Genomic DNA, 23864 nt, shown 5'->3' with positions numbered 1-23864 from the left:
GCCTATTAGCAATATGTCATTGCGAGCGATAGCGTGGCAACCTCTTCGCGTTCAACATACATGCGAAGAGATTGCCACGTCGCTACGCTCCTCGCAATGACATAAGTTTATTTATTGGGTCTTAATATTTAAACTCTTTTATCACCTCAACCGCGTATTTCACATTATCAAATGGAATATCAGGCATAATGCCGTGACCCAAATTGAAGATAAAGCCCTCCTGCCCGCGCATACGCTCAAACAGGCGATGGATACGGTCTTTGATCACCGATTTATCAGCATAAAGTATATGTGGATCAAGGTTACCTTGTACGGCTATGCCTTGTGGCAACCTGTTCTTCATATCTAACAGGTCCACGTTCCAGTCAATAGAGATCACATCCGGATTTGCCTCAGCCATTAGCGGTGCAAATACTGAACTGCCTTTACAAAACGAGATCACCGGTATATCCTTCCGGTTCAACTTACTGATGATCTCCTGGATATAGCGATGAGAAAATTCGGTGTAATCATCCCACGATAAAGCCTGCGCCCAACTATCGAATATCTGTACAGCGTTTACACCGGCAGCAATCTGCAGGTTGAGGTAATCGGCAGTAACCGTAGCGATTTTTGAAAGTAACTGGTGCGCCAGCTCGGGCTGGTTATGCAGCATCAGTTTGGTTAGTTTAAAATCTTTTGATGATCCACCTTCAACCAGGTAGCTCATTACGGTGAATGGCGCACCAGCAAAACCTATCAGCGGGATGCTCCCATTTAAACGCTGCTGAATAACTTTGATAGCATCGGCAACATAATGTAACCTGTCGCCCACGTTTGTTTGCAAAGCATCAACATCTGCCTGGGTACGCACCGGGTTGGCAAACTTCGGGCCTACGCCTGCGGTAAAGCTTAGGTCGCCACCCATGGCCTCGCCTGTAACCAGGATATCCGAGAACAATATGGCCGCATCAATACCTAACAGATCAACCGGCAGCATGGTAACATCCGCAGCGATCTCCGGTGTTTTGCACATCTCCAAAAACGAGTATTTGTTTTTAATTTCCCAATACTCCGGCATAAAACGGCCAGCCTGGCGCATCATCCACACGGGTGGTCGTTCTGTTTTCTCTGAAAATGCAGCTTTTATAAATAAGGAATCTTTCATTTCTTTGGAGAGTAAGGACATGGAGATAAAGGAACAAGGACGTCTTTTATCCTTTGTCTTTCATCTACAAATCCTTTGTCAATTCTTAATGCTTCTGTACTTCCTGCCTTACTTTCTGGATCACATCCTTCATTTTGGCAGTTATATTGTCTTTGTATTTTTCTGTTAATTGCAGGTAAGCCTTCGCTTTGTCCCAATTGCCTTTACGCACATTAATGTTGGCCACGTGCACCAAGGCGGCTACATGGTCATTAGCGTTACGCAGCGGAAACAGTGCTGCAAGTTCATAATGTTGTTCGGCCGCGTCAAAATCCTGCTTTTGCAGACAAACCCCGCCGTAAATAAACTCATAAAAACCACGGCGCTTTTTGCTAAGCACTTCGGGTTTGTACACCTGCTTTAATAATTCTTCGGCCTTGTCATATTCCTTGTTATGGAAAGCTTTTGCAGCCAGCACAATTGTGCCCTGCTTAAAATATCCATATATCAGTATTACAACAAACATGGCGGCTGCCGCCGCCAGTTGATATACCTGGTACTTAATGGCAACTACCATCAGTATCACAAACATCCCTATAACTAATATCCTTGCCCTGTTTGTAAACATGCAGTACTATTAGTGATTATCAGTAAACTTATAACCTACACCACGTATAGAGTGGAAATAAACCGGGTTCTTTGGATCTGGTTCAAAGTACTTACGGAACGTAAGGATAAAGTTATCGATGGTACGGGTTGATGGGTAAACATCATAGTTCCAAACCGTTTCCAGGATCTGCTCTCGCGACACAGCTTCATTTCGGCGCTCTATCAACAGCTTCAGCAGCATGGTTTCCTTTTTGGTTAAAGCCGTGATGCTGCCATCCTCGTTGATCAACTCAAATGAGTTAAAGTGGATAGTTTTATCACCTATCTTGTAGCTGTTAAACTCTTTCAGATCATCACCTTTGAGGCTGCGCTTGATAAGATTGTTAACACGCAGGATCAACTCTTCCAGGTTAAAAGGCTTCGTAAGGTAATCATCCGCACCTTTTTTAAGGCCTGATATTTTATCCTCGTTGGTGTTTTTTGCGGTAAGGAACATGATAGGCACCTCAGAGTTCTCTAACCTGATGGTTTCAGCAACCACAAAGCCGTCTATCTCGGGCATCATCACATCTAATATTACCAGGTTAAAACGCTCTTCCTTAAAAATCTGAAGCGCTTTTTTCCCATTGTTTGCTGTAGAAACTTTATAACCTTCCAGCTCCAGGTTTAACTTAATGGCCTCTAACAAATGCTCTTCATCTTCGGCTAACAATATTCTTTTTCTGTTTGGCATGCTCATGTATGCTTAGGTTTATGTTTATGCAAATACTACTTCAAATACACTACCCGCAGGGCGGTTATCTTTTACCTTAATACTGGCCTGATGCTTATCTAACACCTCTTTAACTATGTATAAGCCCAAACCTGTACCTTTTGTGTTACGGGTATCTTCGCTACCCACACGATAGAACCTTTCAAAGATGCGATTTTTCTCGCTATCCGCTATCCCGATACCGTGGTCGGCTACCTGGAATATGATACGGTCATCTTTTTCAAACAACTTTACAAATACCGTTTCGCAGGGGCTTGAATATTTCACCGCGTTTTCAATAAGGTTGGTCACTACAGATGTTAAGGCAAACTTGTCGCCGGTAATCATCACCTTCGGTTCTATTTCCGCTGCAATTATTTGCTGGTTACAATCGCACTTGCTTATCTGTAAGCGGTTAACAATACTATCTACCAATACGGATAGGTTAAATTCCGCTTTAGGGAAACTGTAAGAACGGTTCTCGATCTTGGCTGCCAGCAGCATATTCTCAACCATATCATCCAACCGCTCTACATCCAAAAGCGATTTATCAATAAAGTTTAAGATCTGCTCACGATTAAGATCGCGCTTCTGGATAGTTTGCAGCAATATCTTGATAGATGCCAGTGGTGATTTAAGTTCATGGGTTACTGACAACAAGAAATTCTTCTTTTGTTCCTGCAGCTTCACTTCTTTATTCAGTGATTTGTGCAGGAAGTAAGCACCCACCAAAAACACCATGATAAACATCATCCCCTCACCCGTTATCATGCCTTTGCGGCTTGGGTTCAGGTTAACCAGCATGTAGCCCCACCATATCAACTCGGCAACGGCATAAATGATAATTGCATAAAATATTACCAGCGTCTTCTTCATATTAGTTTGAAGTTTTCAGTTCTCAGTTTGCAGTCTTTTGTTTACAGATTGCTTTGCTGCAAACTGCTCACTACCTATTGCTTACTACTATTTAAATACAATATCTAAACTATCAAATATAGCTGTTTTTGTTGTTTCCAAGTCAGCCGTTGTATGGGCCGATGATATGAAGCCAACTTCATAACCTGACGGGCCCATGTAAACGCCGCGGTTAAGCAATTCGCGGTGCATTTCTTTGAACATAATCATGCTGTTAGGGTCAATCTGCTCTGCAGTGCTAATGCTCTCCTGATCTGTAAATGCAAACCAGAATATAGACCCGATAGTAAATAACTTAACGGGATAACCTTTGCCGTTTACGAAATCCAGTATATCGTTCACAAACGCTGCCGTTTTATAATTCAGTTCCTGATAAAAGCTTGGTTTTAATAATTGGCTCAACTGTGCAATACCTGCAGCCATAGCAACTGGATTGCCCGATAATGTACCGGCCTGATAAACTGAACCTACAGGAGATATATGATCCATTACTTCTGCAGATGCACCGTAAGCACCAACTGGCAAACCGCCGCCAATGATCTTGCCGTAAGTAATAATATCCGGTTGAATACCGTAAACGCCTGCAGCGCCTTCAAAACCTACACGGAAGCCGGAGATCACCTCATCAAATATCAGCATAGTACCGTTTTGGGTGCAGATGTCGCGCAGGTATTGCAGGTACTCCTGGCTTTGCAGCAACAGACCGTTATTAGCAGGGATAGGCTCAATGATCACCGCAGCTATCTCGCCTTTAAACTCGGCAAATGCGCCCTCTAAAGCTTTGGTATCATCTAATGCTACAACGATAGTCTCGTTGGCAAACGCATTTGGAACACCTGCAGATGAGGTTTCGCCAAAGGTAACCAAACCCGAACCTGCTTTAACCAACAGACTATCTGAGTGACCGTGGTAGCAGCCTTCAAACTTTAAGATCTTATCGCGCTTGGTATAACCGCGCGCCAGCCTGATGGCCGACATTACCGCCTCGGTACCCGAGCTTGTGAAACGGATCTTCTCAATAAACCTATTATTGTTCAGGATCAATTCTGCCAGTTCATTCTCCAGTGCAGTTGGCGCACCAAATGACATACCCTTTTGCATCACCTCGGTAACCTTTTCAAGTATGTTAGGATTTGCGTGACCCAAGATAAGCGGCCCCCAAGAGCAGCAGAAATCGATAAACTCGTTACCATCCGCATCCCAAATATGGCTGCCATTACCTTTTTCGATAAACAGCGGCGTCCCATAAACAGACTTAAATGCCCTAACCGGTGAATTTACACCGCCAGGGAAATACGTTTTCGCTTTCTCGTACAATTCGGCAGAGTTGGCTCTGCTGATATCAGGTATACTCATTTTATATAGCCCCCTCTAAATCTCCCCCAAAAGGGGAGACTTTTGGAATAACATTTTAACATTTTCATTAAGCCCTCCCTTTCGGGGAGGGTTTGGGTGGGGCTTTTCTACAGCCACTTATTTTCCAACACTTCTTTTGCGTGATAGGTCAATATCGCGCTTGCACCTGCACGGCGAAGGCTCGTCAGCACTTCGGTTATGGCACGCTGATCGTTTAGCCAGCCTTTTTGTATGGCAGCTTTGATCATAGCGTATTCGCCGCTTACATTGTAGGCTGCAATAGGTAGCTGGGTGTTGTCTTTCAATAGTTTAATCACATCCAGATAAGGCAAACCGGGTTTCACCATCAGGAAATCAGCACCTTCTGCTTCGTCTAAACGGGCTTCAATCAAAGCCTCCTGCTGATTAGCGGGATTCATTTGATAGGTTTTCTTATCGCCAAACTTAGGCGCAGAGTTTAATGCATCCCTGAACGGACCATAGAACGCACTTGCATATTTTGCCGAATACGACATGATCGACACATTGGTGAAGCCGTTTTCATCCAACACCTTGCGGATGTAGCCTACGCGACCATCCATCATATCTGAAGGCGCAATGATGTCGGCACCGCTGCGTGCATGTGCCAAAGCCATTTTACCTAATACCTCTAAAGTGGCATCGTTTATTATTTCGCCGTTCTCTACAATACCATCATGGCCATCGCTGCTATATGGATCCATAGCTACATCGGTAATCACGCAAGCCTCAGGAAATTCCTTTTTTACCGCACGGATAGCGCGCAGGTACAGGCTTTCGTCGCGGTGACTTTCAGTAGCAAACTTATCTTTCAGCGCCTCATCGATATTCGGGAACAAGTCGAAAGAGTTTAAGCCAAGCTTAAGGCAGCTCTCCACCTCGCGTAGCAGGTTATCGATAGAATAACGGTAAATACCCGGCATCGAAGCTACCTCAGTTTTCTGGCTCTCACCATCAACAATAAAAAGCGGAAATATCAAATTGGCCGCACTTACATGAGTTTCCTGCACCATCTGGCGGATAACTTCACTTTTGCGGTTTCTTCTTGGTCGTTGTAGCATCTTTTTAAGTTCATTAGTTCAATGGTCCATTAGTTTATTAGTTGCAGGCGGACTTTAAAGCGTCACCAATGAACTAATGAGCAAATGAACCAGTGAACATTTAAATCCCAAACACTGCCTCGGCTAATCCTACCTCATCCGGAGAGAATGGGAGCACGTATTTTACGCCCATCTCATCAAACTTTTTACCGGTTGATTTGCCTATGGCTATCACTTTCTGGCCAGGCTCAAGCAGGTTATTGGCAAAGTAAGCGTCGACATTGCTTGGGCTGGTAAATATCATCACGTCGGCACCACTGGCCTCTACATCTTCTTCTAAAACAGTTTCGTAAACCGGCAGATCAATGATCTTTGTATCTGCCGACAAGCCCTGATGAATACTCCTCATTGGGTTATCTGCTCCCGGGAATAAAACTGTGCTACCATTTGCCAACACAGCAAAATCGGCAGCTACATCAGCGGTATCGGTACCTTCTCCAACAAAATCAGCAAAGTGACCATTGCGACGAAGCATATCTTCGCTACCCGCACCCATTACCCCAAATTTTACTTTTTTTGGAAATTGCGGCTGCAGTTTAAAGAAATATTCAACTGCATTTTTACTGGTGAAAAACACCCAGTCGATATTCTTAAGAATATAAGAATCGAAACGGGTGATAACCGGAACTGTACGGATCAGCGAGCGGTCTTCGATAGTGATCTTATGCTTTTGCAACGCACGGCGGAAGTAGCTGTTTGCTGAAATATCCCTTGAGATAAACACCTTTGCAGGGAACTTTCTGTCTTTAGCAAACTTGGCTAAAATACGTTCGGTAACACCTTCAAGTGTTGGTGTTTCTATAAATAGGCGATCAGGAAATTCCTCTTCATCATCAGATTTTGAAGTAAATACCTGGTATTGTCCGTTCTCTTTACGGCAGTAAACACCCAATGGCAGGTGACACCCGCCACCAAATTGTTTTAATACACCACGCTCTAATGCAAGCTGCTCGGCAACTTCTGGATGGTTTAATTCCTGCAGCGCATCAAAAAGGATTTTATTGTTATCACGTATCTGTATGGCCAGCACACCCTGTGCAGGTGCAGGGATGAACTCCGTCGGGGTTAACTCCTCTACATGAAACTCGCTCAGATCGATACCTAAACGACTAACACCGGCTTTTGCCAGCATTATGGCGTCATATTTCTCATCGCGTAATTTGCCAATGCGGGTAGGCACATTGCCACGCAGGTCTGTTATTTCCAGATCGGGGCGCAGGGCAAGCAGTTGTGCTTTACGGCGATTGGATGACGTGCCCACAATGCCACCATATTTTACCGACAGCTTCTGACGTACATCAACGCAGTCCTTTAATATCATCAGCAGTTCAGCCGGGTTTTCCCGTTCTGAAACTGCTGCAATGATAAGTCCCGGCGGATTTTCTGTAGGCAGGTCTTTATGCGAATGCACGGCAATATCTATGGTGCCTGCCAGTAGTTCTTCTTCTAATTCTTTGGTAAAAAAGCCTTTGCCTTCCAGTTTATCCAGGCTTAGGTTAAGGATACGGTCTCCCTGTGTTTTAATGATCTTAAGTTCTGCAGGGATGTGCAATGCTGCAAGTTGGTCCTTAACAAAATTTGCCTGCCATAGTGCAAGTTCGCTTCCGCGTGTGCCGATAATTACTGTTCTGTCCAAAAGGTTAAATTTTTACAACGCAAATTTAATTTTTTAGAGGCAGTAATTATGTATTAAATAAGGATATGAGAGTATGCTGACTGTTAGAGGGGTAAGCTTCCAGCTTACCACATGCTATATCACGAGATATGCTGCGCTAAACTTGGGGCAGCGAAAATTATTCTTTATAAAAATCAGGATTCTCAGCCTTAACCGCTTCCATAAAATCTCTTATCCGTTTACCGTAGTAGGCGGCAAACTTCAATTGGTCTTTAGCGCCTTGCTTGGTTAAAAATTCTATTTTGTAAGTATTAGTAGCTACCGCTCCCCTTCTTGTACGTACAGATGACGACATGCTTATTAAATTTTTGAAAGGGGTGGTATAAATTTGGTGGTCCTTGTTATCTATAACAATCAAATCAGTTTTACTATACTCAACTATGATGATATCGCGATAATAATAAATGGATAAGGCAAGACAAATACCAAAGTGGAGGATGCGTTGAGAAATGGTCAATAAATCATAATCAGACTTAATAAAGATATAATTGAACAAGCCAACCGGGCTTGGCAACTACAGCGCAAACCATATAAACATAGCGAATAGAATCTTTTAAAAGAGTTTGTATTTAATGGACAGACGTTGGTTCATTCCCCTAAAATAAACCAATATACAGAAAAAAGAAAATCTTAGTGATTGATCAATATATCCTTTGCCATGATCATAGGCACACTGATATATTTCTTTTCCATGTAGTTGATCACCTTCTCCAAGATGGCGCGAGATTCATCATCCAGGCTTTGTACCTCATCAGCAAAAACAGTATTAACCGCATTGTGGCGTATCTCTTTGATCTTTTGAGGAACTTGGCGCATAGCCAGTTCTACTTTGCGCTGTTTAAGCATTACAAAGTATTCGGTGATGTTTTGTTCGATGATAGCTTCTGCATGAACAAGTTCGTGGTAGCGCTCCTGCAGGTTCTTTTTGGCAACTTCGTTAAGCGAGTGGACCTCGATAAAGTTAACATCAAACTGCTCTAATACTTCGGGCGCGGTATCGTTAGGGATGGCAAGGTCAACAATAGTTTTTTTGCCGGCTTCACCGTTAAGCAGTGAAGTATAAATTTCTGGGGTGATGATGGGCTCTACCGCTGATGTGCAGGTAATAATGGCGTCAAAACCTTTTTTATAATTTACCAGTTCTGCCAGTTCAAATGCTTCGCCGTTAAGATCAGCAGCTAACTGCTTTGCTTTTTCAAGCGTACGGTTAAATACCGCAAAATTGCTGAATTTATGCTTTTGCAGGTACTTGGATAAGTTGCGATTGGTTTCGCCTGCACCTATAATAAGCACCCGCGCATTTGAACAAAGCTTAAGATCCTTTAGTTTACGGTAAGCTAATGATACAACTGAGATAGGATTTTTAGAGATATTAGTATTGGTATAAACCTCTTTCGCTGTTTTAACCACACATTCCATTACCAAACGAAGCTTATCACCGGTAAGGCCTTCTTCGCGGCAATCTTCGTAAGCTTTACGCAGTTGCGCTAAAATTTCTTTTTCACCTACAACCAGGCTTTCCAATGAACACGAAGTGCGCAATAGGTGATTTAATGCCTCTTTACCTTCGTAGATAGAAGCCGCATCTAAAAAGGTTTGTGTAGCATGCGGGCAAAGCCCTATGCGCATTTCTGATATAAAAGACTCAGCAAATTCTCTGTTAACCTGCACAGCCGTAGAAAAAACGAATTCTACACGGTTACAGGTGGATAAGTAAAAGATCTCATCAATACCGAAGTGCGCTTTAACTGCTCTGAGTTTATCGGTAAGGTTCTCCTGGCAGATAACCAATTTACCGAGTTCTTTCAGTTCGATCTGTTTATGTGTAAACGCAATTACCTTAAGATACTCCAAAGCAGTTTATTTTTAAGCCCAACAAAAGTAACACACCCTATTGGTTGCAATGTCAATTATTTGTCAAACAGGCGTATTTAGAATGGTTATAAATAATGTATTTTCCGCAATAAAATTGCGTATTTTTATAAAATCGGTTATTAATCAATCGATTGAACAACATAAAATGCGAATAATTAAAAACATCAGTCTTAGCATTTTGGTGCTTTTGTACCTTCTTGCCGGGCTCAATCATTTCATCCATCCGGAGGGCTACATACGTATCATTCCGCGATACATTCCATTGCCGGTTATCGCCAATTATTTAGCTGGTGCATTTGAAATTTTATTAGCGCTGTTAATGATACGGCCTAAAACCCGTAAGGTTGCCTCATGGGGTTTAATATTACTTTTAGCTGCTTTTTTGCCGGTACACATCAGCATGCTTATTGATGCTCCGTTACAGGTTGGCGCACTGATGGTAACACCGGTAATTGCATGGATAAGACTGTTGTTACAGCCGGTGTTAATGCTTTGGGCATGGTGGCATAGAAAATAAGGCATTAGATGGTTTATAAATTCTCTGAGGTTGTGCGTCAATAAAACAATCAGCTTAAAAATGGGTTAAAAAGGCACTATGGATCTGCAAAGTATTGAATTGCGCAACCTGGAAGCACAGGATTACCAGGAGCTGAAAAAATCAATGAAGTCGGCCTACCTGGATATGGATGAGGACTATTGGGACTCGGCATCAATCAAAAAATTGATCAAGCTTTTTCCCGAAGGGCAGGTTTGCGTAACCGTAAACGGCGAAGTGGTAGGTTGTGCATTGAGTATCATTGTAGATTATAAAAAGTATGGCGATGCGCATACCTATAAGCAGATAACCGCTGGTGGGTCCTTTAAAACGCATGATGACAAGGGTGATGTACTTTACGGCATTGAGATATTTGTACACCCAAAATACCGTGGTTTGCGCCTTGCACGCCGCTTATACGAAGCGCGCAAAGCTTTGTGCGAAAAGCTGAACCTGAAAAGCATCATTGCCGGTGGCCGTATACCAAACTATCAAAAATTTCAGAACGATCTTACGCCTCGCCAGTATATTGATAAGGTAAAGTATAAGGAAATATACGACCCTACCCTATCGTTCCAATTGGCTAATGATTTTCACGTTCGCAAAATATTACGCAATTACCTGCCTGAGGATGCCCGCTCAAAAGGCTTTGCCACATTAATAGAATGGAACAACGTATATTATGAGGAAGTAAGCTCTGTTATCAACAACAAAACCGTTGTCCGCATCGGTTTAGTGCAATGGCAGATGCGCCCTTATAACAACATCAGCGAGTTGATGAAACATGCGGAATATTTTATTGACGCGGTGAGTGATTACCAGTCTGATTTTATCCTTTTCCCGGAGCTTTTTAACACGCCATTAATGGCCGAGTACAACCATATGGATGCGGCTAAAGCAATGCGCGAGCTGGCAAAGTCTACAGACCCTATAACCGAAGCGTTTTCAAAGCTCGCTGTTTCTTACAATGTAAATATTGTAGCTGGAAGCATGCCTAAGGTAGAAGGTGAGCATTTGTATAACGTTTCCTATCTCTTCCGCCGCAACGGCAGTATGGAAGAGACTGTGAAAATACACCCTACCCCTTCAGAGATTAGCTCATGGGGTATGCGCGGTGGTAACGATCTGCGGGTGTTTGATACCGATTCCGGCAAGATAGGTATCCTGATCTGCTATGATGTAGAATTCCCAGAGCTATCGCGTATTTTGGCAAGCCAGGATATGCAGATCCTCTTTGTGCCTTTCTTAACCGATACCCAAAACGGCTATAACCGCGTTAAGTTTTGCGCACAGGCCCGTGCTGTTGAGAACGAATGTTATGTGGCCATTGCTGGTTGTGTAGGCAACCTGCCTAATGTAAACAACATGGATATTTCTTATGCACAATCGGCGGTGTTCACGCCATCAGATTTCGGTTTCCCGACTAATGGTATCCAGTCTGAAGCGACACCGAACAGCGAAATGATCGTGATAGCAGATGTAGACTTATCCATATTGGGCGAACTGCACGAATACGGCAGCGTACAAAACCTGAAAGACCGCCGTACCGATCTTTATGGGATTACATTTAACGGGAAGAAAGTTTAGCTTTACGCTATGATTCTCACCGAGCAATATACTATACCCGGCGCTAAAGGCAGGCCTATCACGGCCGATCTCACTTACGATGATCTTGATCCCAAGGCTCCGTTGGTGATATTTGCCCATGGGATCCGCGGTTTTAAAGATTGGGGGGCACATCATTTAGTGGCTCGCCGATTTGCCGAAAATGGCTTTCGGTACCTGAAATTTAATTTTTCACACAACGGTACCACACCGGAGCATTTGACTGAATTTGCCGACTTGATAGCTTTTGGCGATAACACCTTTTCTATCGAACTTGATGATCTGAATAATGTTATAGATTTTGCCTACAGCGGCGCAGCTATACCTGTTGCGGATGGCGTTTTCCTGATAGGGCATAGTCTTGGTGGTGGTGTAAGTATCGTGAAAACAGCGGAGGATAACCGTATAAAAAACTTGGCGACATTGGCAGCAATTGCCCATTTCGATAAACTGTGGCCCAAACAAATCGAAGATCAATGGAGGTTGCAGGGTGTTATATACATGAAAAATGCACGTACAGGTCAGGATATGCCTTATCGTGTAACCATGCTCGAAGACCTGGATAAAAATCCGGTTAGGTTAAACATTCAGCACCGTGCTGCAGAGATAACTCAGCCATGGCTCATTATACACGGTGATGCTGATACAAGTGTGCCGCTTAAACATGCAGAACTGCTTAAAGTTGCCAATCTTAATGCCGAGTTGCTTGTGATCCATGGTGCAGATCATGTATTCAACGTTTCACAACCGTATTTAAAAGATGTTCTTACGTTGCAGCTTAAGCAGGTTGCAGATGCTGTAATCACTTTCTTTAAACAATAGCCTTTTTACATCTGAAAGTAAAAACAATACTGACCATTTTGTTTAAATAGTCAAACACCCTATACTTGTTGCATGAGTTTACCACGGTCGCGTAAAGAAGGCGCCAAATACCAAAATACAATTCCGACCACCGAGGGCGGTTTCAATATCATGTTCCCCATGATAAAGGAATATATTAATAACAAAGCCGAAACCGTTCCCAAAAAAACTTTGGGCCCTTTTAAAACTGATGCAAGCATTTTTCAAACACCACCGTCAGAAGGGTTGCGCATTACCTGGATAGGCCACTCAAGCCTGATCATCGAAATTGATGGCATCCTTATTTTAACAGATCCGGTTTGGAGCCAGCGTGTATCCATTACGCAACTGATGGGCCCTAAAAGGTTCTTTCAGCCACCGCTTGCTTTGGCCGATCTTCCTGCGATAGACCTGGTGATATGCTCTCATGACCATTACGACCATTTGGATGAAGCTACTATCCGTATCCTGGCTGATAAAAATATTCCTTTTATCACATCCCTTGGCGTGGGTAAATACCTCACGGCATTGGGCGTAAAACCGGAATTGGTAAGAGAAATGGACTGGGGCGATACATTTAGCATTAAAGACTTAAGTATTACATCCTGCCCTACCAGGCATTTTTCGGGTCGTGGCATAACACATCGTAACGAAACACTTTGGGCATCCTTTGTTATCAAAGGCCCAAAACATAATATCTATTTCGGCGCAGACTCCGGCTGGTCTCCTGATTTTGAGAAGATAGGTGAAGCTTATGGTCCATTCGATCTTACCATACTGGAGATAGGTGCCTATGGCAAATACTGGCCGGACATTCACATGGGGCCCGATAACGCTTCGAACGCTCATTTAGCACTAAAAGGAAAAGTGCTGATGCCAATCCATTGGGCTACATTTAACCTTGCCCTGCATGCCTGGTATGAGCCTGCTGAGTTGTTGGAGAAATTTGCTGAGCAAAAGAACATTGAACTCTTTTTACCTGAACCCGGCCAACCGACGGAGGTAAGTACGTTCAACTCTAAATGGTGGAAGCGGTTTATGAGCAACAACGGTTAAGTAAGATAGCTTAAACTAAAAAGGCCTCTCGATATAGAGAAAGCCTTTGATTGCACAAGATTTAGGAGGTTATTTCTTTCGACCAAATTGGCCGTGATTGTCATTTAAGCATTTAAACGATAACGTTGTAACAAATATAAAAATAAGTCACCACTTAGTGACATTATTTAACATATCTTTTTTGCCAGAAAATATACACTTTAGCAAACGTATTGTTTATGCATACGTTGTAATTAAAAAGGAGAATAACCAATGGCAAACTTTAATGATATCATCGCATCAGAAAAACCGGTACTTGTAGATTTTTCGGCGGAGTGGTGCGGCCCTTGCAAGATGATGCCACCTATTTTGAAACAAGTAAAAGATGCATTAGGCGATAAGGTGACCATTATCAAAATAGATATCGATAAAAACCCCGCGGCAGCCAATGCCTATCACGTACAAAGTGTACCTACTTTGATGGTGTTTCAAAAAGGCCAAACTAAATGGCGCCAAAGCGGTGTAATGCAGGCAGGGCAACTGCAGCAGGTGCTTAGCCAATATATATAGTTTTATAAATAGCTAAGCCACCACTGCCGATGGGTTTTCTTATATTTTGAAAACCACTTGCACGGGTAGTAAAGTATTAATATAACACCTAACCAAAACATATAAACAACACCGAGGCTAAAGCCTAACCCAGGTGGCGTAAACAGGAAAGGGTCATTAGGCGTAATGATCTGCGATGTTTTAAACCCTTGCAAAAAGAACACGATAACGGTGATAATACGTATGAGGTAAAAGTGCAGGATATAATAGAAAAATGGCACACTGCCATAAGTTTTAAAGAATCCTGAAACCTTCCCGGAAACATTGTCCGTAAGCGCCAACACTAACAACCCTACTGATAGGGTTAGGCAACAGTACATCAACGATGGCGGATATTTACTTATATTAAGGAAAGATATTACTGTGAATACCGTATTTTTCTGTACTGACCAGGGCGCAGGATCGCCATATCCGTTTACTATCCTTAATACGATGAACAATGCAAACAAAGAGGCCGAGCTAACAAGCAAAAAACGCTTTCGGTTTGCCGGATTGTAACCGTTTTTGTAAAGCGTTCCAAATAAATATCCAAGGAACATCACCCCTGTCCAAGGCAGTATTGCGTACAGGTCAAATACGATATGGGTTTTATCTAAGAAGAATAGGGTTCCTCTGGCGGTAAAAAATACTTTTAATAACACTTCTTCGGTGGTGTTGGGTGCCACCGTCATTGTAGTGATTATATCATGTCCTACAATCAGCAGTATTCCTAAAGCGCCTATAACCCGTACCGGAAGCCAGATCAATAAACCCAACAATATCATGCTGATACCGATAACCCATATCACCTGCAAGGCAAAGCTATTAAATAGCGGGTTAAGCGAAAAAGCAAACGATATCAATACAAGTTCTACGAAAACAAGCCATATCCCGCGCTTTATCAAAAAGCTGATCAATTCGCTTTTGCTACGACGAGTGCTTACCAGGTAAACCGATACGCCGCTTAAGAAAACAAATATAGGCGCACAAAAATGGGTGATAAACCTGGTAAAGAAAAGGAAGGGCGTAGTGGTTTTTAGGTTGGTAGGATCGGAAAAGGCACCGCCCTGATGCAGAAAATCACGGACATGGTCTAACGCCATTATTAGCATGATAACGCCGCGCAGAATATCAATGGATTGGATACGCTGCTTTACAGGTAAAGTACTGGTCATTGCTTTCAGGATTTAGTTGCCTGAAAATAAATAATTTATTTGGTTTCGGCAACCGGGGCCTCCTGCCTGTCGGCCGGTTTGCGCAGGTAATAATAAGCCAATACATACAGGCACGGCAAGCCCAACAGGAACCCGCCTACTACATCTGTAAACCAGTGAGCTCCGAGATAAATCCGAGATATCGGTATGGTGAAGATTAAAAATGTACTCACAACAATTACCGGATACCTAATCCATTTGGGCACTTTCTCCAACTGGAGCATCAGCAAGATTAAAAAACCAAAGAATACCACGTAGAATAGCACATGCCCGCTGGGGAAACTCTGCTGCGCAGTTTTCTTTACAATACGCACGAGTGTGTCAGATGGTCGCGGCCTGTTCACAATGGCCTTAACAATGGTGCTCACCAATCCGCTTAAACTGGTGAGCAACACAAAGCCCGCCGCTTTTTTATACTTAAATAAAAATAATATTAAAGCCGTACCCAACACCATTATCACAGACTCGGGCATGTAACCAGGTGTGCTAATGGCATACATTAAGCCATCGATCGTTTCGTTCTGATGCTCCTGGATGTCACGTGAGAACCGTAAATCGATCGAAAGATCAGGGTAGATGTGCACTACCACCGATAAGGCCACAAAACCGACAGTGATCAATAAAAGTACAAAAAGTAAAATGCGCTGCCGGCGTTGGTTCATGCGTTTATATCAGGTCTTTAAAATGTTTATAGTTAGATCTGATGGTATCCACCACCTCATCAGTACGGCCATTCAACATGAGTTTGGTCATGGATAATGCCATACCCTTTACCTGGCTTAATTCTATCTTAGGCGGCATTGCTAGAGCTGCAGGATCGGTCATGATATTGATCACTGCCGGGCCGTTGTACAGGAATGCTTCACGAAGTTCATGCTTGGCTTCATCAGGATCATTAATAGTGATGCCTCGAATACCCATGGCTTTTGCCACCATGGCAAAGTCAGGGTTATGCATATCGGTTTGCCAGTCCGGTAAGCCAGCCACCTGCATCTCCAATTTAACCATACCTAACGAACGATTGTTAAACACGACAATCTTAATAGGCAGGTTATACTGCGTTATAGTAGCAAGGTCGCCCAACAGCATTGAAAGGCCGCCATCGCCGCACAGCGCAACCACCTGCCTGTTAGGGAAAGCCAATGCTGCACCAATAGCCTGCGGCATTGCGTTAGCCATTGAGCCGTGATTGAACGAGCCTATCATTTTGCGCTTACCGGTAGCATTAATGTAACGTGATCCCCACACGCATGACATGCCAGTATCTACCGTGAATATGGCATCAGTAGCTGCTATCTCATCCAGCAGACTGGCAATATACTCGGGATGGATATTATCCTTTCGGCCTTTATCCTCCACATATATCTTCATGTTCTTCTTCACATCTCCATAAAACTCCATTTGCTCTTTAACAAAACTATCGTCTTCGTTTTGTTTAACAAGTGGCAGTAATGCGGTAAGCGTATCCTTGATATCACCATTTAACCCAACATCTACCTTAGCCCTGCGGCCAATGCGTTCTGGTTTGATATCTACCTGCACTATTTTGCAATCGGTAGGCATAAAAGGTGTATAAGGAAAATCTGTACCCAACAAAACCAGCAATTCGCTCTGGTGCATGGCGTGGTAAGCAGATGGTAAACCTAATAGTCCGGTCATCCCAACTTCGTAAGGGTTATCATACTGAATTTCCATTTTTGAACGGAAGGAGTAAGCAACCGGGGCATGCAACCTTTTGGATAAAGCAACAATCTCGTCATGAGCTTCGCCGGCGCCAATACCGCAGAAAATGGTGATCTTTTTATAGCTGTTCAGCAGTTCGGCGAGTTTCTGTATATCTTCATCAGATGGGCGTATTACCGGGACAGGATTATAATTCACTGTTGATGATGTAATCTCCTCGGTGTCCATACTGGTAACATCGCCCGGCAGGCCAACCACTGCAACACCCTTACGGTGCAGGGCAGCCTGTATGGCCGACTGCATCATCCTTGGGAACTGCTTGGGTGTAGTAGCAACCTGATTGTAATGGCTACAATCATCAAACAATTTAATAGTATTGGTTTCCTGGAAATATTCGGTACCATATTCAAAACTGGCAACGGTTGATGCAATGGCGATAACCGGCGCTTCAGACCGGTGGGCATCGTATAAGCCATTTATCAAATGCACGTGCCCCGGGCCGCTGCTGCCTGCACAACAGGCAAGGTTACCGGTAAGCTGTGCCTCAGCACCGGCTGCGTATGCACCGGCCTCCTCATGGCGAACATGTATCCACTGGATGCTGCCTTCTCTGCGAACAGCATCATTCACCTCATTCAAACTATCGCCGGTTACGGCGTATATACGTTTGATACCCGCGTTCACCAACATCTCTACCAGTTGATCTGCAACATTTGCCATATTCTTAGATTTGATATAGTACAAACCTAATATAGCCGCAGGGGTTTTAAATATTATGAAAAGCAGTATATGAAGAGATGCTCGATTAAAACAAAAAAGCCCTGATGAAAATTCACCAGGGCTTTTTAACTTAAAGAAGTAATATCAATTACTCGCCTTTTTCAGCGTTCTCTTCTTTGTCAGATGCTTTAGGAGCTTCCGCTTCAGGGGCTTCCTCAACTGCCGGAGCAGCTTCGGCTACAGGCGCAGTTTCAACTGCAGTTTCTTCGGTTGCAGCAGGTGCAGCCTCAGTAGTTGCGGCAGCAGCTTTACCTTTACCAGAACCACCACGACGACGTGATTTTTTCTCGGTTTTGGCAGCTACGTCTTTACCGTAAACAGTGTTATAGTCAACCAGCTCGATGATCGCCATTTCAGCGTTGTCACCCAAACGGTTTTCTAACTTAACGATACGAGTGTAACCACCCGGGCGGTTAGCAATTTTCTCAGCAATTTCACGGAACAGGATGTTCACAGTGTCTTTGTCTTGTAAATAGCTAAACACTGTACGGCGAGAGTGGGTAGTATCGTTTTTTGATTTTGTTAACAAAGGCTCAACATACACACGTAAAGCTTTCGCTTTAGCTAAAGTAGTGGTGATACGTTTGTGCAGGATAAGTGATGACGCCATGTTAGACATCATTGCTTTGCGGTGGCTGTCGGTGCGGCCTAAGTGGTTAACTTTTTTTCCGTGTCTCATTTTTTTGTTGTTTGTGGCACGTGCATACCGTTGGGCGGCGGGTTATCGTCAAGCCCTCGGAATTACGCGTTGTTAGTGACTGGTTAATTAATGATCAGAGATTAGTCACTGTATCCTCTTTGATCTGTTATAAAAAAAATTGGTGATTAAAGACGAGACTAAATCTCTTTTCTCTAATCACCAATCTCTATTACTCTTCGTCTAACTTAAATTTAGACAGGTTCATGCCAAAAGATAAGCCTTTTGATTTAACCAGGTCCTGGATCTCAGTTAATGATTTTTTACCGAAGTTTCTGAATTTCAACATATCAGCAACGTCGTAAGAAACTAAGTCTGCAAGGCTGCGGATATCAGCAGCTTTTAAGCAGTTAAGCGCACGTACTGAAAGATCAAGGTCAACCAATTCGGTTTTAAGGATCTTACGCATGTGCAGGATCTCCTCATCAACTTCTTTGGTTTCTTCTTTAGCCTGCGCTTCAAGCATCATATTCTCATCAGAGAACAGCATAAAGTGCTGGATAAGGATCTTAGCAGCTTGTTTCAATGCATCCTCAGGGTGGATTGAACCATCTGTAGAAATATCCAGGATAAGTTTCTCGTAGTCGGTTTTTTGTTCTACACGATAGTTCTCTAAAGTGTATTTAACGTTTTTGATAGGCGTAAAGATAGAATCAATAGCTATCACACCTACTGCTGCATCAGGGTTTTTGTTCTCTTCGTTTGAGATGTAACCGCGGCCTTTAGCAACAGTTAATTCAACCTCAAGCGTTACTGATGAATCCATGTTGCAAACAACAAGATCAGGGTTCAAAACAGTAAAGTTATTTGAGAATTTAGTGATGTCACCTGCAGTAAAGGCATCCTGACCATTAATGATCACAAATACCTTCTCATTATCGCCAGAATCACCTGTTTTCTTGAAACGAACTTGTTTCAGGTTCAGGATGATCTCGGTTACGTCTTCAACAACACCTTTGATGGTTGAAAACTCATGCGTTACACCTGAAATACGTACAGATGTAATAGCATAACCTTCTAATGAAGAAAGTAAGATACGACGCAGAGCATTACCAATGGTTACACCGAAGCCTGGTTCTAACGGGCGAAATTCAAATGTGCCGTCAAAATCGTTCGATTTCTGCATGATAACCTTGTCTGGTTTTTGAAATGCTAAAATTGCCATTTATATCTTGGGTTTATGTTACTACTTGGGTTGGATTTAACCACGAAAATGATTGACAGAATATGCCAATCATTCTCCTGGAAAATATCGTTATTATTTTGAATATAACTCGACGATAAGGTTCTCTTTGATGTTCTCAGGAATCTCATCACGGTTTGGATAGTTAAGGAATTTACCTGATAATTCGGCAGCATCCCACTCTAACCAGCTATATCTGTTGATCTTGCGGCCTGCTACTGAAGTAGTGATAGCTTCAAGAGATTTTGATTTTTCGCGTACAGCAATAATATCGCCCGGCTTAACCTGGTAAGAAGCAATGTTTACTACATTACCGTTAACAGTAATGTGTTTGTGGCCTACCAACTGGCGTGCGCCAGAACGTGTAGGAGCGATACCTAAACGGTAAACAGCGTTATCTAAACGTGCTTCTAAGAACTTTAACAAGTTCTCACCGGTAATACCTTCTTTAGCAGATGCAGTGTGGAATAAGTTTTCGAACTGACGCTCCAATACACCATAAGTGTATTTCACTTTTTGTTTTTCCATTAACTGTACTGCGTACTCAGATTGCTTGCCTCTTCTTTTTGAAGCGCCGTGCATACCTGGGCCATAGTTTTTTCTTTCTAACGCCTTATCCGGACCGAAGATTGGTTCACGGAAACGACGAGCGATCTTTGATTTTGGGCCTGTATATCTTGCCATTGTATGTGTGTTTTAAAGTATCAAACAGCCCGCAGCTGTTGAATCTTAGCTTTAAAAATTAGTGAATTAAACTCTTCTGCGTTTTGATGGACGGCAACCGTTGTGCGGAAGCGGGGTGATGTCCTTAATGGTAGTTACCTCGATACCGGTTGTTTGTAAGGTACGGATAGCAGACTCGCGACCTGAACCTGGGCCTTTAACAAACACCTCAACTTTACGTAAACCCAAGTCATAAGCAACTTTACCGCAATCTGCAGCAGCCTGACCGGCAGCGTAAGGAGTGTTCTTTTTAGAACCTTTGAAACCCATTTTACCAGCTGATGACCAAGAAATAGCCTGGCCGTTTTTGTTGGTAAGGGTGATGATGATGTTGTTAAAAGTAGCGTTGATATGCGCTTCGCCAACAGGCTCGATAACAACGATACGCTTTTTGGTAACTTTTTTAGTTTTAGCCATTTTCTTAATTATTGATCTGATGAATTACTGAATTATCGAATAACTCGGACTCATCAGTCTTTTCGTTTAATTATATTCCTAATGATCAGAGAGTAAGGAACTAATCTCTACTCTCCAATCACTAATCACTTATTATTTAGTAGCTTTTTTCTTGTTAGCAACTGTCTTACGTTTACCTTTACGGGTACGTGAGTTGTTTTTAGTACGCTGACCACGTAGAGGTAAACCTTTACGGTGACGGGTACCACGGTAGCAACCTATATCCATTAAACGTTTGATGTTCAATTGAACTTCTGAACGTAAAGCACCTTCAACTTTTACCTGATCGTTAATGATAGTACGGATAGCAGTAAGTTGATCATCAGACCAATCTTGAACTTTAGTATTGAAATCAATACCTGCCTGGGTTAAAATGTTTTGGGCTGTTGTACGGCCGATACCGTAAATGTAGGTTAAGCCTATCTCGCCTCTTTTGTTCTTTGGTAAATCAATACCTGAGATCCTTGCCATATTTCTAATTTGTGTTTTGAGTGAACAACCGAACGGCGGCTACCGTTGTACGGACTTGTTCCAATTTGTTTTTAATTACCCCTGACGCTGTTTGAACTTAGGATTCTTTTTGTTGATAACATAAAGTTTCCCGTTACGGCGGATGATCTTGCAATCAGCGCTGCGTTTTTTAATGGATGCTCTAACTTTCATCTCGTTGCTTATTTATATCTATAGGTTATTCTACCCTTTGTTAAATCGTATGGGCTCATCTCCAGTTTTACTCTGTCGCCAGGTAAAATTTTGATGTAGTGCATACGCATTTTACCGGATATGTGCGCAATAATCTCGTGGCCGTTTTCAAGTTCAACTCTAAACATCGCATTAGATAATGCTTCGCGAATTGTACCGTCTTGCTCAATCGAGGATTGTTTTGCCATATTTTATTGATTATTACTTGTTTATCCGCCCACCAAAGTGGGACGCAAAATTAATAAAAATTTTTGATTATTTATTTTTTTCTTCCAAAACTTTTTCGATATATGAAAAGGTTGAAAGAACATCAGCCTGGCCCTTTTTTACAGCCACCGTATGCTCATAATGTGCTGATGGTTTTTTATCAACGGTTGATACCGTCCAGCCATCGCTCCAGAACTTAACACCAGCGCGGCCAGCGTTTATCATTGGTTCAATAGCGATCACCATGCCTTCTTCCAGTTTAATACCAGCGCCGCGCTTGCCATAATTAGGTACTTCGGGCTTTTCGTGCAGATGTGTACCAACACCATGGCCCACCAGTTCTTTAACTACACCAAAGCCATGGTTCTCTGCATGCTCCTGCACCGCAAAACCAATATCGCCTACACGCATTCCTGTGGTCGCCTTTTCAATACCTTTGTAAAGGCATTCTTTGGTAACACGTAAAAGTGTAGCGGTAGCTTCAGGTATATCGCCGATAGGAAAGGTATATGCCGAGTCGCCATAATACTTATTCAGCACCACACCGCAATCAACAGATACTACATCGCCTTCAACAAGTGCATGTTTGCTTGGAAAACCATGCACTACCTGGTCGTTAAGCGAAATACATAAAGAGAAAGGAAAGCCGTTGTAATTGAGAAAAGCCGGTACACCGCCATTGTCACGTATACACGTTTCGGCCAATGTGTTCAGCTCTAAAGTAGTAACACCCGGGGCAATAACCTTAGCTATCTCCCCGAGTGTTTTAGAAACAAGTAAAGAACTTTCTCTTATGAGTTCTATCTCTTCGATAGACTTATAATGAATCTTTGACATGTATTATATTAAATAACAGGCGGCGTTGCACCAGAAGCAGCAGGAACGGCAGTGCGTCCTTTGATCCTGCCTGTTTTCATCAAACCATCGTAATGGCGCATCAACAGGTGGCTTTCAATCTGCTGTAAGGTATCTAATACTACACCAACCAAAATGATCAATGAAGTACCGCCGAAAAATCTTGCAAAAATGCTGCTCACCCCTATCATGCTTGCAAGTGCCGGTATAATGGCAACAATAGCAAGGAAGATAGAACCCGGCAAAGTGATCTTTGAGATAACATCATCAATGAAGCTGGTAGTTGGGTTACCCGGTGCAACACCTGGTATAAAGCCACCATTCTTCTTCATGTCATCAGACATTTGCTTAGGGTTAATGGTAATAGCAGTATAAAAGTAAGTGAACAGGATGATCAGTATCGCAAATACCAAGTTATGCTCCCAAGAGTTGTAGTTTGATAAAGCGATAAGGATACCGTTTGAAGCTGCGTTAGGGAAAAACTGTGCAACCGTAGCTGGTATAAACATTAATGCCTGGGCAAAAATGATAGGCATAACACCCGCAGCATTTACCTTTAAAGGTATGTACTGGCGAACACCACCATACTGTTTGTTACCTACAATACGCTTAGCGTACTGTACCGCAATTTTGCGGGTACCTTGTACTATAAGGATTGTAAACATAATTACACCTAACAAAGCAACAATCTCTACAATGAAGGTAATTAAACCACCTGCACCAGTAGTACGGTTGTTAAACTCTGTAACAAACGCACCAGGTAACTGGGCAATAATACCCACCATTATAATTAATGATATACCATTACCAATACCTTTATCAGTGATCTTCTCACCCAGCCACATTACAAACAGGGTACCTGCAGTTAAAACGCAAGTATTTAGTATAGTAAAGTACGGGTTTGAAATAAGCATAGCATCAGCACTTACCTGTGATTTCAGGTACCCGATAGCTTGTAAGCCTGTGATAAGGATAGTTAGATAACGTGTCCACTGGTTGATCTTGTTACGACCGCTTTCACCTTCTTTTTGTAACTTAATAAAGTAAGGTACCGCAATACCTAACAATTGCACCACGATAGAAGCCGAGATGTAAGGCATAACACCCAATGCAAAAATAGAGGAACGTGAAAACGAACCTCCTGCAAACATGTTAAGCAAGCCTACAAGGCCTTCTTTGTTTTGTGATGAGTTAAGCGATGCCGCGTTTACACCCGGCAACACTATAAATGAACCAACACGATAGATCAAGAGAAATAAGAGTGTGTTTGTTATACGCACTCTTAGATCCTCAATTTTCCAGATATTGGATAATGTGGTGAAAAATTTCTTCATTG

Annotated in this window: 26 protein-coding genes; 5 read left to right on the top strand and 21 right to left on the bottom strand. The window is 42.7% G+C overall.

The window, feature by feature from the left end; genetic code table 11:
* Positions 1-121: 121 nt before the first annotated feature.
* The 9 genes from hemE to hemA all read right to left on the bottom strand — a co-directional run bounded on the left by hemE (position 122) and on the right by hemA (position 9404).
* Positions 122-1147 (bottom strand): uroporphyrinogen decarboxylase, encoded by a 1026-nt coding sequence (gene hemE / locus INP83_RS07605; RefSeq protein ID WP_219126941.1) that lies wholly within the window; start codon positions 1145-1147, stop codon positions 122-124.
* A gap of 85 nt (positions 1148-1232) precedes the next feature.
* The gene (locus tag INP83_RS07600; protein ID WP_219126940.1) at positions 1233-1754 is read right to left on the bottom strand and encodes a tol-pal system YbgF family protein; all 522 of its coding nucleotides are present in this window, start codon (positions 1752-1754) and stop codon (positions 1233-1235) included.
* Between the two features lie 9 nt (positions 1755-1763).
* Positions 1764-2468 (bottom strand): response regulator transcription factor, encoded by a 705-nt coding sequence (locus INP83_RS07595; RefSeq protein ID WP_117391405.1) that lies wholly within the window; start codon positions 2466-2468, stop codon positions 1764-1766.
* Between the two features lie 24 nt (positions 2469-2492).
* A complete protein-coding gene (locus INP83_RS07590) occupies positions 2493-3362 on the bottom strand; it encodes a sensor histidine kinase KdpD (protein WP_219126939.1) in 870 nt (289 codons plus the stop codon).
* A gap of 87 nt (positions 3363-3449) precedes the next feature.
* Positions 3450-4757, bottom strand: a complete 1308-nt coding sequence (gene hemL, locus INP83_RS07585; protein WP_219126938.1) for a glutamate-1-semialdehyde 2,1-aminomutase — start codon at positions 4755-4757, stop codon at positions 3450-3452.
* A 107-nt stretch (positions 4758-4864) separates the two neighbouring features.
* The gene (gene hemB / locus INP83_RS07580) at positions 4865-5836 is read right to left on the bottom strand and encodes a porphobilinogen synthase (RefSeq protein WP_219126937.1); all 972 of its coding nucleotides are present in this window, start codon (positions 5834-5836) and stop codon (positions 4865-4867) included.
* A gap of 100 nt (positions 5837-5936) precedes the next feature.
* Positions 5937-7511: a hydroxymethylbilane synthase gene (hemC, locus tag INP83_RS07575; RefSeq protein ID WP_219126936.1), complete on the bottom strand. Its 1575-nt coding sequence runs from the start codon at positions 7509-7511 to the stop codon at positions 5937-5939.
* A gap of 157 nt (positions 7512-7668) precedes the next feature.
* A complete protein-coding gene (locus tag INP83_RS07570) occupies positions 7669-7845 on the bottom strand; it encodes a hypothetical protein (protein ID WP_219126935.1) in 177 nt (58 codons plus the stop codon).
* Between the two features lie 335 nt (positions 7846-8180).
* A complete protein-coding gene (gene hemA, locus INP83_RS07565) occupies positions 8181-9404 on the bottom strand; it encodes a glutamyl-tRNA reductase (protein WP_219126934.1) in 1224 nt (407 codons plus the stop codon).
* A 166-nt stretch (positions 9405-9570) separates the two neighbouring features.
* On the opposite strand from hemA, the gene INP83_RS07560 reads away from it, so the two are divergent.
* From INP83_RS07560 to trxA, 5 genes are all read left to right on the top strand, one after another.
* Positions 9571-9942 (top strand): MauE/DoxX family redox-associated membrane protein, encoded by a 372-nt coding sequence (locus tag INP83_RS07560; RefSeq protein WP_219126933.1) that lies wholly within the window; start codon positions 9571-9573, stop codon positions 9940-9942.
* A gap of 78 nt (positions 9943-10020) precedes the next feature.
* Entirely contained in the window at positions 10021-11547 is a 1527-nt protein-coding gene (locus INP83_RS07555) for a bifunctional GNAT family N-acetyltransferase/carbon-nitrogen hydrolase family protein (RefSeq protein WP_146268901.1), read from the top strand.
* Between the two features lie 9 nt (positions 11548-11556).
* Positions 11557-12387, top strand: coding sequence for an alpha/beta hydrolase (locus INP83_RS07550; protein WP_219126932.1), 831 nt, complete (start codon positions 11557-11559; stop codon positions 12385-12387).
* Between the two features lie 72 nt (positions 12388-12459).
* Complete coding sequence (locus tag INP83_RS07545; RefSeq protein WP_219126931.1) at positions 12460-13461, top strand: MBL fold metallo-hydrolase; 1002 nt, start codon at positions 12460-12462, stop codon at positions 13459-13461.
* Between the two features lie 252 nt (positions 13462-13713).
* Complete coding sequence (trxA, locus tag INP83_RS07540; RefSeq protein WP_219126930.1) at positions 13714-14010, top strand: thioredoxin; 297 nt, start codon at positions 13714-13716, stop codon at positions 14008-14010.
* A 2-nt stretch (positions 14011-14012) separates the two neighbouring features.
* Here the strand turns inward: trxA and INP83_RS07535 are convergent, their stop codons facing one another.
* The 12 genes from INP83_RS07535 to secY all read right to left on the bottom strand — a co-directional run bounded on the left by INP83_RS07535 (position 14013) and on the right by secY (position 23862).
* The gene (locus INP83_RS07535; protein WP_219126929.1) at positions 14013-15203 is read right to left on the bottom strand and encodes a DUF1624 domain-containing protein; all 1191 of its coding nucleotides are present in this window, start codon (positions 15201-15203) and stop codon (positions 14013-14015) included.
* Positions 15204-15238: 35 nt separating this feature from the next.
* Positions 15239-15904, bottom strand: a complete 666-nt coding sequence (locus INP83_RS07530) for a phosphatase PAP2 family protein (protein WP_219126928.1) — start codon at positions 15902-15904, stop codon at positions 15239-15241.
* A 4-nt stretch (positions 15905-15908) separates the two neighbouring features.
* Positions 15909-17645, bottom strand: coding sequence for a thiamine pyrophosphate-dependent enzyme (locus INP83_RS07525; RefSeq protein ID WP_146268907.1), 1737 nt, complete (start codon positions 17643-17645; stop codon positions 15909-15911).
* A gap of 148 nt (positions 17646-17793) precedes the next feature.
* Entirely contained in the window at positions 17794-18384 is a 591-nt protein-coding gene (rplQ, locus tag INP83_RS07520) for a 50S ribosomal protein L17 (RefSeq protein WP_219126927.1), read from the bottom strand.
* 190 nt (positions 18385-18574) lie between these two features.
* Positions 18575-19567, bottom strand: coding sequence for a DNA-directed RNA polymerase subunit alpha (locus INP83_RS07515; protein ID WP_146268909.1), 993 nt, complete (start codon positions 19565-19567; stop codon positions 18575-18577).
* A 93-nt stretch (positions 19568-19660) separates the two neighbouring features.
* On the bottom strand, positions 19661-20269 hold the full coding sequence (rpsD, locus tag INP83_RS07510) for a 30S ribosomal protein S4 (RefSeq protein WP_146268910.1): 609 nt from the start codon (positions 20267-20269) through the stop codon (positions 19661-19663).
* A gap of 66 nt (positions 20270-20335) precedes the next feature.
* Positions 20336-20725: a 30S ribosomal protein S11 gene (gene rpsK, locus INP83_RS07505; protein WP_095703479.1), complete on the bottom strand. Its 390-nt coding sequence runs from the start codon at positions 20723-20725 to the stop codon at positions 20336-20338.
* A gap of 132 nt (positions 20726-20857) precedes the next feature.
* A complete protein-coding gene (gene rpsM, locus INP83_RS07500) occupies positions 20858-21235 on the bottom strand; it encodes a 30S ribosomal protein S13 (RefSeq protein ID WP_146268911.1) in 378 nt (125 codons plus the stop codon).
* A gap of 75 nt (positions 21236-21310) precedes the next feature.
* Positions 21311-21427, bottom strand: coding sequence for a type B 50S ribosomal protein L36 (gene ykgO, locus INP83_RS07495; protein WP_022833269.1), 117 nt, complete (start codon positions 21425-21427; stop codon positions 21311-21313).
* An 8-nt stretch (positions 21428-21435) separates the two neighbouring features.
* Complete coding sequence (infA, locus tag INP83_RS07490) at positions 21436-21654, bottom strand: translation initiation factor IF-1 (RefSeq protein WP_022833270.1); 219 nt, start codon at positions 21652-21654, stop codon at positions 21436-21438.
* A 67-nt stretch (positions 21655-21721) separates the two neighbouring features.
* Complete coding sequence (gene map, locus INP83_RS07485) at positions 21722-22510, bottom strand: type I methionyl aminopeptidase (protein ID WP_219126926.1); 789 nt, start codon at positions 22508-22510, stop codon at positions 21722-21724.
* 8 nt (positions 22511-22518) lie between these two features.
* Entirely contained in the window at positions 22519-23862 is a 1344-nt protein-coding gene (gene secY, locus INP83_RS07480; RefSeq protein WP_146268913.1) for a preprotein translocase subunit SecY, read from the bottom strand.
* Positions 23863-23864 lie beyond the last annotated feature (2 nt).

The sequence above is a fragment of the Mucilaginibacter sp. 21P genome (genome assembly GCF_019331605.1).
Taxonomy (GTDB): Bacteria; Bacteroidota; Bacteroidia; order Sphingobacteriales; family Sphingobacteriaceae; genus Mucilaginibacter; species Mucilaginibacter achroorhodeus.
The sequence above is the reverse complement of the archived record's forward strand: the minus strand, read 5'-3'. Positions and strand labels throughout refer to the sequence as shown.

Excerpts from the sequence above, each read along its gene's own strand:
- hemE (WP_219126941.1), bottom strand. The coding sequence starts at position 1,147 with ATGAAAGATTCCTTATTTATAAAAGCTGCATTTTCAGAGAAAACAGAA.
- INP83_RS07600 (WP_219126940.1), bottom strand. The coding sequence starts at position 1,754 with ATGTTTACAAACAGGGCAAGGATATTAGTTATAGGGATGTTTGTGATA.
- INP83_RS07595 (WP_117391405.1), bottom strand. The coding sequence starts at position 2,468 with ATGCCAAACAGAAAAAGAATATTGTTAGCCGAAGATGAAGAGCATTTG.
- INP83_RS07590 (WP_219126939.1), bottom strand. The coding sequence starts at position 3,362 with ATGAAGAAGACGCTGGTAATATTTTATGCAATTATCATTTATGCCGTT.
- hemL (WP_219126938.1), bottom strand. The coding sequence starts at position 4,757 with ATGAGTATACCTGATATCAGCAGAGCCAACTCTGCCGAATTGTACGAG.
- hemB (WP_219126937.1), bottom strand. The coding sequence starts at position 5,836 with ATGCTACAACGACCAAGAAGAAACCGCAAAAGTGAAGTTATCCGCCAG.
- INP83_RS07570 (WP_219126935.1), bottom strand. The coding sequence starts at position 7,845 with ATGTCGTCATCTGTACGTACAAGAAGGGGAGCGGTAGCTACTAATACT.
- INP83_RS07560 (WP_219126933.1), top strand. The coding sequence starts at position 9,571 with ATGCGAATAATTAAAAACATCAGTCTTAGCATTTTGGTGCTTTTGTAC.
- INP83_RS07555 (WP_146268901.1), top strand. The coding sequence starts at position 10,021 with ATGGATCTGCAAAGTATTGAATTGCGCAACCTGGAAGCACAGGATTAC.
- INP83_RS07550 (WP_219126932.1), top strand. The coding sequence starts at position 11,557 with ATGATTCTCACCGAGCAATATACTATACCCGGCGCTAAAGGCAGGCCT.
- INP83_RS07545 (WP_219126931.1), top strand. The coding sequence starts at position 12,460 with ATGAGTTTACCACGGTCGCGTAAAGAAGGCGCCAAATACCAAAATACA.
- trxA (WP_219126930.1), top strand. The coding sequence starts at position 13,714 with ATGGCAAACTTTAATGATATCATCGCATCAGAAAAACCGGTACTTGTA.
- INP83_RS07535 (WP_219126929.1), bottom strand. The coding sequence starts at position 15,203 with ATGACCAGTACTTTACCTGTAAAGCAGCGTATCCAATCCATTGATATT.
- INP83_RS07530 (WP_219126928.1), bottom strand. The coding sequence starts at position 15,904 with ATGAACCAACGCCGGCAGCGCATTTTACTTTTTGTACTTTTATTGATC.
- INP83_RS07525 (WP_146268907.1), bottom strand. The coding sequence starts at position 17,645 with ATGGCAAATGTTGCAGATCAACTGGTAGAGATGTTGGTGAACGCGGGT.
- rplQ (WP_219126927.1), bottom strand. The coding sequence starts at position 18,384 with ATGAGACACGGAAAAAAAGTTAACCACTTAGGCCGCACCGACAGCCAC.
- INP83_RS07515 (WP_146268909.1), bottom strand. The coding sequence starts at position 19,567 with ATGGCAATTTTAGCATTTCAAAAACCAGACAAGGTTATCATGCAGAAA.
- rpsD (WP_146268910.1), bottom strand. The coding sequence starts at position 20,269 with ATGGCAAGATATACAGGCCCAAAATCAAAGATCGCTCGTCGTTTCCGT.
- rpsK (WP_095703479.1), bottom strand. The coding sequence starts at position 20,725 with ATGGCTAAAACTAAAAAAGTTACCAAAAAGCGTATCGTTGTTATCGAG.
- rpsM (WP_146268911.1), bottom strand. The coding sequence starts at position 21,235 with ATGGCAAGGATCTCAGGTATTGATTTACCAAAGAACAAAAGAGGCGAG.
- ykgO (WP_022833269.1), bottom strand. The coding sequence starts at position 21,427 with ATGAAAGTTAGAGCATCCATTAAAAAACGCAGCGCTGATTGCAAGATC.
- infA (WP_022833270.1), bottom strand. The coding sequence starts at position 21,654 with ATGGCAAAACAATCCTCGATTGAGCAAGACGGTACAATTCGCGAAGCA.
- map (WP_219126926.1), bottom strand. The coding sequence starts at position 22,510 with ATGTCAAAGATTCATTATAAGTCTATCGAAGAGATAGAACTCATAAGA.
- secY (WP_146268913.1), bottom strand. The coding sequence starts at position 23,862 with ATGAAGAAATTTTTCACCACATTATCCAATATCTGGAAAATTGAGGAT.